This is a genomic window from Novosphingobium malaysiense, from assembly GCF_000802225.1.
Lineage (GTDB): Bacteria > Pseudomonadota > Alphaproteobacteria > Sphingomonadales > Sphingomonadaceae > Novosphingobium > Novosphingobium malaysiense.
Genome location: NZ_JTDI01000002.1, coordinates 39,512 through 50,527, shown reverse-complemented (window position 1 = coordinate 50,527; position 11,016 = coordinate 39,512). Strand labels below are relative to the sequence as shown.

General features: G+C 62.7%; 12 protein-coding genes. 6 read left to right on the top strand and 6 right to left on the bottom strand.

Annotated features, from left to right (window positions below; genetic code table 11):
- The first annotated feature begins 48 nt into the window (after nucleotides 1-48).
- The 6 genes from LK12_RS05140 (at nucleotide 49) to LK12_RS25280 (ending at nucleotide 4,809) form a co-directional block, all read left to right on the top strand.
- Nucleotides 49-1,350: a surface lipoprotein assembly modifier gene (locus LK12_RS05140; RefSeq protein WP_082010374.1), complete on the top strand. Its 1,302-nt coding sequence runs from the start codon at nucleotides 49-51 to the stop codon at nucleotides 1,348-1,350.
- A gap of 17 nt (nucleotides 1,351-1,367) precedes the next feature.
- The gene (locus LK12_RS05135; RefSeq protein WP_156135410.1) at nucleotides 1,368-2,258 is read left to right on the top strand and encodes a HupA family protein; all 891 of its coding nucleotides are present in this window, start codon (nucleotides 1,368-1,370) and stop codon (nucleotides 2,256-2,258) included.
- A gap of 148 nt (nucleotides 2,259-2,406) precedes the next feature.
- Nucleotides 2,407-3,387 carry an endonuclease/exonuclease/phosphatase family protein gene (locus LK12_RS05130; protein ID WP_039280489.1) on the top strand — a complete coding sequence of 327 codons (981 nt, stop codon included), beginning with the start codon at nucleotides 2,407-2,409 and terminating at the stop codon, nucleotides 3,385-3,387.
- 140 nt (nucleotides 3,388-3,527) lie between these two features.
- Nucleotides 3,528-4,199: an EF-hand domain-containing protein gene (locus LK12_RS05125; RefSeq protein ID WP_231568251.1), complete on the top strand. Its 672-nt coding sequence runs from the start codon at nucleotides 3,528-3,530 to the stop codon at nucleotides 4,197-4,199.
- Nucleotides 4,200-4,270: 71 nt separating this feature from the next.
- Complete coding sequence (locus LK12_RS05120; RefSeq protein ID WP_039280486.1) at nucleotides 4,271-4,549, top strand: hypothetical protein; 279 nt, start codon at nucleotides 4,271-4,273, stop codon at nucleotides 4,547-4,549.
- A 128-nt stretch (nucleotides 4,550-4,677) separates the two neighbouring features.
- Nucleotides 4,678-4,809, top strand: a complete 132-nt coding sequence (locus LK12_RS25280; RefSeq protein ID WP_269430645.1) for a hypothetical protein — start codon at nucleotides 4,678-4,680, stop codon at nucleotides 4,807-4,809.
- 202 nt (nucleotides 4,810-5,011) lie between these two features.
- Here LK12_RS25280 and LK12_RS05115 read toward each other — a convergent pair whose 3' ends face one another.
- The 6 genes from LK12_RS05115 to LK12_RS25275 all read right to left on the bottom strand — a co-directional run bounded on the left by LK12_RS05115 (nucleotide 5,012) and on the right by LK12_RS25275 (nucleotide 10,999).
- Nucleotides 5,012-5,971, bottom strand: a complete 960-nt coding sequence (locus tag LK12_RS05115; protein ID WP_039280485.1) for an alpha/beta hydrolase family protein — start codon at nucleotides 5,969-5,971, stop codon at nucleotides 5,012-5,014.
- Nucleotides 5,972-6,199: 228 nt separating this feature from the next.
- Nucleotides 6,200-7,528 (bottom strand): amidohydrolase family protein, encoded by a 1,329-nt coding sequence (locus tag LK12_RS05110; protein WP_039280484.1) that lies wholly within the window; start codon nucleotides 7,526-7,528, stop codon nucleotides 6,200-6,202.
- Nucleotides 7,529-7,712: 184 nt separating this feature from the next.
- Nucleotides 7,713-8,429, bottom strand: a complete 717-nt coding sequence (trmB, locus tag LK12_RS05105; RefSeq protein ID WP_039281454.1) for a tRNA (guanine(46)-N(7))-methyltransferase TrmB — start codon at nucleotides 8,427-8,429, stop codon at nucleotides 7,713-7,715.
- 123 nt (nucleotides 8,430-8,552) lie between these two features.
- On the bottom strand, nucleotides 8,553-9,248 hold the full coding sequence (ctrA, locus tag LK12_RS05100; RefSeq protein WP_007688003.1) for a response regulator transcription factor CtrA: 696 nt from the start codon (nucleotides 9,246-9,248) through the stop codon (nucleotides 8,553-8,555).
- Nucleotides 9,249-9,462: 214 nt separating this feature from the next.
- Nucleotides 9,463-10,881, bottom strand: coding sequence for a putative O-glycosylation ligase, exosortase A system-associated (locus LK12_RS05095; protein WP_052223192.1), 1,419 nt, complete (start codon nucleotides 10,879-10,881; stop codon nucleotides 9,463-9,465).
- A complete protein-coding gene (locus LK12_RS25275; RefSeq protein ID WP_269430643.1) occupies nucleotides 10,874-10,999 on the bottom strand; it encodes a hypothetical protein in 126 nt (41 codons plus the stop codon). The genes LK12_RS05095 and LK12_RS25275 overlap by 8 nt, the downstream gene beginning before the upstream one ends.
- Nucleotides 11,000-11,016 lie beyond the last annotated feature (17 nt).

Below are 11,016 nucleotides of genomic sequence, written 5' to 3'. Positions count from 1 at the left end.
AACCGGTCCGCCGAGGGGGAAAGAATCATTACAATCAGGGCGATTATTTTGGCGGTTGCGCTGGCTTCCGTGCCGGTTGCGGCGCCTGCGCAAGATGCGGGAGGCGCTTCGGCACAGCTATCCGCCGCGCAGGTCTTCGCCCTTGCCGATGCCGCGCGCGCCAAAGGCGATTTCGCGACGGCCGAAACCGCCTACCGCGCTCTGGGACATGATCCGGATCTTGAGCTTCGCACCGAAGCCCGATTCCGCCTCGGCATGATGCTCGCAGATGACCTGCACCACTATACCGATGCCGCCATCGAATTCCGCCGCATCCTGGACGACAAACCCGAAGCCGTCCGCGTGCGGCTGGAACTCGCGCGCGTACTGGCATTGACCGGCAACATGCGGGGCGCCGAACGCCAGTTCCGCGCCGCGGAGGCGGCCGGCCTGCCGCCGCAGGTCGAACGCATGGTGCGATTCTACGCCAATGCCCTGAACGCGCACAAACCCTTCGGCGGCTCGATCGAAGTGGCCCTGGCGCCGGACAGCAACATCAACCGCGCCACGCGCTCGGACACGCTTGGCACGGTGATCGGCGACTTCACCCTGGACAAGGATGCGCGGGCCAAATCGGGCGTCGGCGTCGACCTACGCGGACAAGCCTATTGGCGCGAGGGACTGGAAAAGGGGACGGACCTGCTCGTGCGGGTTTCAGCAGGCGGCAATCTCTACCGCGACAGCCGGTTCAACGACATCTCCACCGGCGTGCAGATCGGCCCGCAATACACCTTGGGCAAGGACCGCATCACGCTGGCCGCAGGGCCGACCTGGCGCTGGTACGGCAACGACCTCTATACGTTTAGCTACGGCGGCACCGCCAACTGGCAACATCCCACCGGAAAGCGCAGCCAGCTGCGGATCGAAAGCGGCATCACGCACGTCGAGAACAAACGCAATGCCTTGCAGGTCGCCGACGATTTCACTCTCAGCGCCAGTTTCGATCGCGCCTTCAGCGCGCGCATGGGCGGCGGCATCCAGGTCTACGGTTTCCGAGAGGCGGCGCGCGATCCGGGCTATTCGCTCGCGAGCGGCGGCGCGAGTGCCTACGCCTTCCGCGAGGCAGGCCGCACGACCCTGATCGGCACCCTGGGTTACAGCCATCTGGAAGCCGATGCCCGGCTGTTTCTCTATCCGGAGCGACGCGTCGAAGACCGCTATTCGGCCAGCATCGCCGCGACCCTGCGCGCCCTTCACGTGGGCGCCTTCGCGCCGCTCGTGCGCGTCAAGTGGGAGCGCAACCGCTCCTCCATCGAGATCTACGATTACAAACGTATTTCTGCCGAGCTTGGTGTGAGTTCGGCGTTTTGACAGAGGGAGCGACGACAATGAAAATACGCCTGGGAGGGACTTTGGCGCTGGCACTGGCGCTGTCGGCATGCGGCGGAGGAGGCGACGTGAACAGCACGCCTACACCGACACCCACACCGACACCTGCGCCTAGCTATGAAACGATTGACGAGTTGGTCGGGGACCAGACGTTCCAGTCCGCAGGCATTACAGCCCAGCTGGGTTCGCCCAGCACCTCTTCGTCCAACAAGTTCGGCGAAGGCGTTACACTGGACTACCAGGCAGGCACGGACACCTACACACTGACATCGCCCGCGGGGCTGGAAGTGACGATCAACCCGAGTGACATCGACGAAACGCATTCCACCGCAAACCAGACCGTCTACAATCACAACTCCGGCGGTGTTTTCGACGGCGTCGTGTTGTTTCGTCCGCAAATCAACGGCGTAACGATGTCCTACACGGTTCTTGCCAGCTGGACCCACATCGAAAACAACACGCAGACCATCAACCTGGCCGTTGGCGGTGTACCGACACTTGCCAGCGACGTACCAACCACCGGCACCGCAACATACGACGCCTTCATCGGCGGCGGCGGAACATCCGATGGGACGGCGTATAGTCTGAACGGCCATTCCACCGGGACTTTCTCCATCGACTTCGGCGCGGGCACCGTCGATACGTCGTTGACGCTTGCCGGGCTGCTGAATGGCGACACGACGAGCACACCGGTCGACTTTGGGACATTCACCGGAACCGGCATGCTGGATGCCGGCGGTCCGGGGTTTTCCGGCACGTTCGCCGACACTACGGACAGCGCCTTTTCCGGCGCATTGTTCGGCCCGCAAGGCGCCGAGATGGCCTATGGCTGGTACATCCTGACGCCATCCATCGACATGCGCGGCTTTGCAATCGGGCAGAAGAAGTAACGACAAAGAAGGGGCGGAACGCGGCTTCCGCCCCGCATCCGCCCTTCAAAGGCGACGCGAAGGCCTTGGCGCGCGTATGTCACAACGACCCGAAACCGGAACCTCTCCGCGTTGCCGTCCATTGTGTCGGAAGACGAGGGGATAGAGGATGAATAAACTGGCAGTCGCGGTTTGTGGTCTGGCCGCGATCACACTCCTGGCCACGCTTGTGTCGCTCATTCCCAGTGACGCATGGTTCATACGCCCGGTCGACATGGTGCGCGAGCTGCTGGTCTATGCGGCTGCCGTCGTACTGGTCCTTGCAATCGTCGCGGGCAGTCGGCTGCGGTGGATAACGGTCTTCATGCTCGGGCTGGTGGCCGCGATCAATATCTGGCGCGTCTGGCCCTACTGGTCGATTGCCGGGCAAGAATTGCAGCTTGCCGATTCGCGGGCGCATGCCCCGACTTGCTTCACGGCAATGGCCGCCAATGTGAAGGTGAAGAACAAGGACTACGGCAGGATCGCGGCCCAGGTGCGGCAATACGATCCGGATGTCCTTTTCCTGATGGAAACCGACCGGACCTGGATCGATCGGCTCGACGCGCTCCTGGCCGGATATCCTTTCGTCCGGCGGCATCCGCAGCCCAAGGGCTTTGGACTGGTCTTCGCCACGCGCCTGCCGGTGGCCGGAATCAATCTGGTCGAAAACACCTATCGCGACACGCCCACGCTCTACGCGACGCTCCAGCCTTCGGGCTTTCCACCTGTCGAGTTCATCGGCCTGCATCCCAAGCCGCCGTTGCCCGGCTGGAACACGCAGCTCCGCGATCGCAGCATTGTCAGAGCCGGAATTCGCACGCCGGATCGCCTTCCCGACGCTTTCGTCACGGGCGACTTCAACGACGTGCCATGGTCGCGAACGACAACGAAATTCCGGGAAACCGGCGGCTGGAAGGATCCCCGCATCGGGCGGGGCAGCTATCCGACCTTCCCGGCCGGGCTGGTTCCGATCGGCTGGCCGCTCGATCAGCTGATGCTCAAGGGCAATATCGAGTTGAATGCCTTCGAAGTCTTGCCGGATAATGGATCGGATCATCGCGCGATGTTCGCCCGGATCTGTCCTTCGCATCGCCAGGCTTCGCAATAGTGAAGTTTCCCCCGCCAATATTCCAATGGTTCGACAGCTTTTTCGCAAAACGGCGGGAAATTTATTGAACCATCGGCCCGCTGAGCCGTTGGGGACATTAACAACGCACAACGAAGGACGGACACTGGCAGGAGAAGGCCGTGAAAAGCCACTTTACATTACCGATGGTCGCCGTGGCGCTCACATTGTCGGCATGCGATTCTCAGGATGTAGAAAACACGCCGATCGACGATGTCGACGAGATCGTCGACAGCGACGAAGGATATCCCGTCGCCGGCGACATGAACGAACAGCAGCAGGCCGCCTTCGATGCGATGGATCGCGAGGCCGCAGTGCGCGAGTATGACGAAAACCGCGCCGCGATGCAGGCCGAGAGCCCCTCCGCGAGCCGATCGACCCAAGCCGCGACCGGTTCCGGTTCCTCGGGAGAGGCGCCCGGTGGCAGCGGCGGTTCAACAACGAGCACCGCCAGCGACGGGTCCGCCATGAACGCCGGAAGTGACCAGAACGATACCGCCGCACCGGACAACGCTGGTGTTTCCTCGTCCCCGCTTCGTCCGCGCAGCGCCATGGACTTCGCCTTTCTCGATCGCAACGACGACGGACAATTGTCCGTTGCAGAATATGCGATCTGGGCAGTTCGCTCCGACCCGACGGAGCCGAAGCCAAACGACGAGACGCGTCCCTACACGACCCAGGACCAGATCAACGAAGCGGGCCAGACCTTCTTCTACTTCGACAAGGACGCGGACACCTACCTCTCTCCCGAAGAGTTCAGCGCTGCCCGCGCAAGCGCGCGCACGCCGAATTGATCGCGCTGCATACCGAGCGTCGATCACAGACACGGCCAAAAAGTGGCCGTAAGACAACAGGAGGAAATCTCATGAAGAAGTTCGTCATGCTTACGACCTTGCCGGCGCTCGCCATGCTGGGTGCCTGCGGCCAGGACTCGGCGGTCGAAGAGACCGGAGACGCCCTGGAAGAACGCGCGGACGCCGTCGAGGACCTCGGCGATGAACGTGCCGAGCAATTGGAACAGATGGCCGACGAAGCAACGACCGATGCACGCGAAGACGAACTCAACGCCCGTGCCGAACGGGTCGACGACATCGGCGACGAACGCGCAGATGCCTTGAACGAAGCTGCCGACGAGATGGAATAACGCTCGTCCGTAAAGGTTTTGCCAGGGCCGACCCCCTTGGGCCATTGGCGGGAAAGGCCTCCGTCCCTCGCGGAGGCCTTTTCCCGTTTTAACCGGTTTGCAACCGAATCGGGGGCATCCTTGGCGGCATGGCCAAAGTCATTGCCCTTGCCGCACACCGCGCCCCGCACGCATCGCCCCTCGATGCGCTGCGTTCGCTGATCGTCGCCGGCTGCGCCATGGCGCTGATCCTGGCCAAGGCGCCGCTGCCCTTCTTCTGATCGGCACGCGGCCTGCCGGCTTATTGGTCATCAAACCTTACGGTCACCGCCGGGTCCATGCCATCCAAAGCATGCAACCGGGCCTTTGCCCGGGCATCTCCCCGAAGAGCAGAATCAAAGAAATCACGCAAAGCCGCCACAGTAATCGCCTGCTGGCGACGCGGGCCGATCAATGGCGCGCGGTCATCGCATCCCGGTATCTTCACGCCAGGCATGTTGCGGAAAAAAACAGGCAATCGGGGTTGCTGTGATCTGACGGCCACGCCTCCTCATCCCGGAACCAGACGTGAACGCCCCCATGGATCAACACTTCGGTCTTTGGCCCTTCCACCCGCTCGTAGGCCGCGAACGGGCGTCCGGTCATGCGGCTGAAGACATCCTTGTCGGCGCTGAGGAAAAGGGCCGGCACCGCCACTTCGGCATAACCGGTACCCCACAGCCCCATGTCGTTGGCCAGCGCGGTCTGGACGGGATCACCGCCACCGAGCATTGCCACCGCCTTTACACGCGGGTCGCGGATCTGCCTTCCATATACGGTAAAATAGGACGTCACCCCACCGAGCGAATGGCCATAGATGCCTATCGCGCCGGGGTCGATCACCGGACCGGTCACCGCATCGGCCAGCAACTGATCGAGCAGGAAGTGAATGTCCTTTACCTGATTAGCAACATCCGAGACATCGGTCATACGAATGTGGGTGAAAGCCGCAAGTGAAGACAGCGGATAAGCCGGAGCAGCCACGACGTAGCCGTGTCGCACAAGCGCCCGCACAATGCCCATCGCGTTGTCGGGCCGGCCATTGGTGCCGTGGCTGTAGATGAGCAGAGGCCGCCGGCCTGCCGCTGGCGGCGCGTCCTCAAGCACCACGTCACCCGCCGGTTCTCTGCCACCAGCCCCGTCCGTCGCCGGGTACCAGATCATGACGTCGAGCCTTCGCGTATCCGAGCCCGGAAAATCACCGTTGGGCCTTATTTTCCGGGCCGTATCCACCCAGCTTGCCCTGCGCAAACCGATGGCGAACCCGGCATCGTCTTCCCGTTCAACCGGTGCAGCCTGTGCGGGAACCGCGCCTGGAATTACCTGCCCCGCCAGGGCCGCACCCGCCGAGGAACTTACCAGAAGACCCCAGGCCCACAGCCTGTTCCAGCATATCCACTTCATTCTGCCCCTCCTGTTTGCCAGGCCAGCATCGGCCAGATGTTATGGATGAAGGCTTAGTGCGGCCCTGCCCGGCACGACAAGCGCTTGCGCTCCGAAGCCTGCGCCAAGCGATTCATATTGCCGTCCGGCGCATGACAGCCGCACGAAAAACGCCGTGCGAAGGACGGATCCCTTCGCACGGCGCTCCCTGAACCCGGCAATGACTTACCGGAACCGTTTTACGGCATGTCAGGCCATTTCCTGTTCCTTGGCCCGCTTTTCGGCGTGGGCCTTGAACATTTCCATGACGTCACCCGAGGTGACCGGACGCGTCTCGGTGCTGGGAACCGAACCGCCCGAGGACTTCGGCGCGGTGTCGACCCCCTTGGCGGCGGCCTGCGCGTGCAACGCGCCGACGTTGATCTCCTCACGCTTGAAGTTCTCGAACAGCGAATCGTGCTTGAGCCACTTGATCGCGTTCTTGTGGGTGATCATGTCGATGTATTCGTCCGACAGATCCTTCACCTGCTCCCACAGAAGCTCTGCGGCATCGGGCCACAGCGCGTCCGAGTGCGGATAGTCGACTTCGTAGGTGACGTTTTCGACGCCCACTTCGTCGAGGTTCTTGAGGCCATAGGGATCCCACAGGAAGCAGTGGCAGAAGTGGCGCTTCATCAGCTCGGAGGGCTTCACGTCCTGGAAGCGCGAGCGGGTCCAGGCCTTGTGGCGCCAGTTCGAGAAGTCGGCACGTTCCATCAGGTAGGGCACCCAGCCGATCGAGCCTTCGGCGACGATGATGCGCATGTTCGGATACTTGTGCAGTTCCTCGAGCTGCAGCCAGTCCGACACGCCCTGCGCCACCGACATCGGCATCGTCGAGATCCACGCCTCGATCGGCGATTCCATCGAGGCATGCGGCGCCGGATTGCCCGAGCCGATGTGGCAGGCGATGGTCATGTCGTTGTCGGTGATCGCCTTGAAGATCGGATCCCAGTAGTCGTTGTGGATCGACGGCAGACCCTGAACCGTCGGGTTCTCGTTCATCGAGACGACGTTGAAGCCCTTCCTGGCGAGGCGGTTGACCTCGTCGACGGTCGCCTGCTGGTCCCAGGTCGGCAAGATGCCGATCGGGATGAAGCGGCCGGGATAGGCCATGCACCACTCGTCATAATGCCAGTCGTTGTAGGCCTGCATGTGGCGCAGCGAGAGCTTCTTGTCGGGTGCCTTGTGGAAGGTCTGGCCGTCGAAGCCGATCGAGTTGCCGAAGCACATCGAGGCGGCAATGCCGTTCACGTCCATGTCGTCGATGCGCGCATGCACGTCGTAGCAGCCGTCGCGAAGCTGATCGAGCGAGGTCGGCTCCATGCCGTATTCCTCGAACGGGCGGCCGACGACGGCGTTGAGGCCCACCGACGGACGGATATAGCCCTGGTATTCCCAGAAGTTCTTGCCGTCGCTGTCGACCTTGAGCTTGGGCGCCGAAGCGAGCAGTTCGCCAGACAGCTGGTTGTCGAACAGCGTCGGCGGCTCGCAGATATGATCGTCGGTGCTGATCACCACCATATCATCTTTTTGCATTTCCAACTCCCTTATCCGGATGAGCGCGGGCGATTCCCGCCATCATGTGGCGCCATCCTTCGCCGGAAGCGGTCTGCTGCCATTGACGCGCATCAAACGTTTCAGCTGACGCAATGCCACCGCCCCGGCGAACGCCGGGGCGAAGGGGATAGGTCGAAGCGGTGCTGAGAAGCGCGGGTAGCGCCTACTTGCGGCGGTAGCGGAAGTACCAGACCTCGTGGCCGTAGACCGCGCGCGCCTTTGCCTCGTAGCGGGTTTCGGGCCAGCCGCCGGGACGCTTCTGGAAGTCTGCGGGCTTTTCGCAGAGCCAGTCGAACTGATGCCCGTGGCGCTGCATCACCATCAGCGCGTGGCGCACGTAGACCGGGTGGTCGGTGCCGAAGCGGAACTCGCCGCCGGGCTTCAGCTTGGCCGCGAACATATCGACCGGCCCGTCGTTCATCATCCGCCGCTTGGCGTGGCGGGCCTTGGGCCAGGGATCGGGATGGAGCAGGTAGAGAAACGAGAGCGCGCCGTCGGGAATGCGCGCCAGCACTTCCAGGGCATCGCCGTGGTGGATGCGCACATTGCCGATCGGCGGGTGGGCGCCATTGTCGCCCGAGATGTGCGTCAGCGCCTGGGCGACGCCGTTGAGAAACGGTTCCGCGCCGATAAAACCGTGATCGGGCAGCATGTCGGCGCGCTGCGCCATGTGCTCGCCGCCGCCGAAGCCGATCTCGAAATGGAGCGGACAGGGCTGGCCGAAGAGGCGCTCGGCCGTGACCGGCCCCTCCTCCGGTACCGCGATGCGCGGCAGGAGATTGTCCACCAGCGCCTGCTGGCCCGCGCGCAGGGGCTTGCCCTTGGCGCGGCCGTAGAGACGATTGAGCGTGGTCGGATCACCGGGTTTGTGCGCAGTCATGGCGCGGCGCACTGGCAGCGAAGGACGCCCCGGTCAATGCCGCACGGAATGCATGGCCAAAACGCAAACGGCCCGCCCCGAAGGGCGAGCCGTCTCGATCCCCAGCGAGGGAACGAGCCTGGATCAGGCCGCTTCTGCAGCCTCGTCCGGATCGCGCAGCACGTAGCCGCGGCCCCAGACGGTTTCGATGTAGTTGGCTCCGCCACAGGCATGCGCGAGCTTCTTGCGCAGCTTGCAGATGAAGACGTCGATGATCTTGAGTTCGGGCTCGTCCATGCCGCCGTAGAGGTGGTTGAGGAACATTTCCTTGGTCAGCGTGGTGCCCTTGCGCAGCGAAAGCAGCTCGAGCATCGCGTATTCCTTGCCCGTCAGGTGCACGCGAGCGCCATCGACCTCGACCGTCTTGGCATCGAGGTTGACCACCAGCTTGCCGGTGCGGATAACCGACTGGGAATGGCCCTTCGAACGGCGCACGACCGCATGGATGCGGGCGATCAGCTCTTCGCGGTGGAACGGCTTGGTCACGTAGTCGTCGGCACCGAAGCCGAACGAGCGGACCTTGCTGTCCATCTCGGAAATGCCCGAAAGGATAAGCACCGGCGTCTGCACCTTGGCGACACGCAGTTTCTTCAAGACGTCGTAACCGTGCATGTCCGGCAGGTTGAGGTCGAGAAGAATGATGTCGTAGTCGTACAGTTTGCCGAGATCGAGGCCCTCTTCGCCCAGATCCGTCGAATAGACATTGAAGCCTTCGGCCGTCAGCATGAGCTCGATTGCCCGGGCCGTGGTCGGTTCGTCCTCGATCAGCAGCACTCGCATTGGGTGTCCCCCTTTTGCCCCAGAATTCCGCGACGGTAACGTCGTCGCAACGGAGATTGCCGTGAATTAACCATATGACCAATGAAGGTTAAAGGTTAATTTGCCGTAAACGCGCAATCGGGTCCGGATTTCCGAACTGCCCCCTGACCCGTTGCTCGCCCGCGCCGAATTGCAGCACAGCGACCAATCCTAAAACGGCGGCAAACGAGAAAGGTTAAGGAACGGAAACCGATTTGCGGGAAAACGGCGCTTTTGCGGCAGGGACGGGATCGGATACCGGCTTCACCTGCATGCGGCGCGGACCCTGGCGAACCGGCGGCCGGGACGGATTGCCGATCCGCTTGAGATAGCTCCACAAGCCGCACTGCAGGCCGATCAGCATCAGGATGAAGGGCTGGAAGGCAATGCCGACAAACAGCGACCCGACCATGTAGACGATCTGGGCAAGCTGCAGGGCATTGGCCAGAGGCGCCACCCATGCCTCGTTCTGGCCGGTGCGCGTTTTCCACCTGCGCCGGATCAGTTCCATCTGCACGACCCCGGAGAACTGCAGCGCGAGCCACAGCGCCAGGCCGGGGTAGCCCTGCTCACCCAGCATTTCGAAATAACTGGAGTGGTAGGCTCGCCCCTTTTCCACCACGGGCGTCGCCTCGACCATGGTCGTGCTGCCGCTCGTTCTGGCGACATAAGTGTCGTATTTCACCACGGCGCTCTGATAGGCATAGAAGCCGCCGCCAAACGGATGCTGCTTGGCGTAATCCCATGTCCACGCCCACATCGCGAGGCGTGTGCTAGCAGACTGGTCGGACTGGTGGTTCTCGATCGTGTTCATGCGCTTCAGGAAGGAATGCGGCAGGAACGGGAGCGCCAGGACGGCCACGAGCGCCATGCTTCCGGCAATCAGAAAGCGGTGCCTGGCGGTTCGCAGGTAGAGCATGCACAGCACCGCGAGGCATACGAGGCCGGTGCGGGCCTGGGTGCCGACCGGTATCAGCGAGCAAGCAAAGATCAGCGCGACGGCGAAAGTCCATACTCGCCAGTCGCTGGGAAAGACGGTCCCGTGCCTGGCCAGCCAGACGACGATCGGGATGATCGATATGGCCACGGCAGAAATGATCGACCCTTCGAACAGGCCGCTGTTGCTGTCTACGAAGATCCGCAAGGTGCCGTAGCCGCCGCCGCCGCCCACGGTCTTGATGCCGCCGTCGATCACCAGCGCGCTGGCCGCGAGCACCATGACGAGAGCGACAGCCTCGATCCGCAGGCGCGTGCGCAACGTGAGCGGCATGAAAATCGCGAAGAGGAGTGCCTTCCAGACCCATCCCCATTTTTCCGGCGCGTCCTCGGGATAGACGGCCGTGATCGTGGTGTAGCCGCAATAGAGCAACAGCAGCACCAGCAGCCCCTGACGCAGCGTGAACCGCGAATCCTCTTTCCTGTCGAACAGGAGCCACCCGGTGAACGCCGCTGCAAAAGCGATCAGCGAAACCGGCACGTGCGAAAGGAAACCCCAGGTAATCACCTGGGGCTGGACGATGTCCACGTAGAGATAGAGCAGCAGCCAGACGAACGGACGCTTGAAGCCGGCCAGCAGGAGAAAGAGGAAAAAACCGGTGAAAGCCAGATTAAGCATCGGGCCCGTCCTTCCGGCCCGTGTCCGTTTCATCATAGAGATCGTCGCGCCAAAGCAACCGCCAGACGGCGAGCGCGAGCAGCCCGTGGCTGACGGCAAGGGCGAGAATGTCGACCATTTCCGCCGCACTATCAC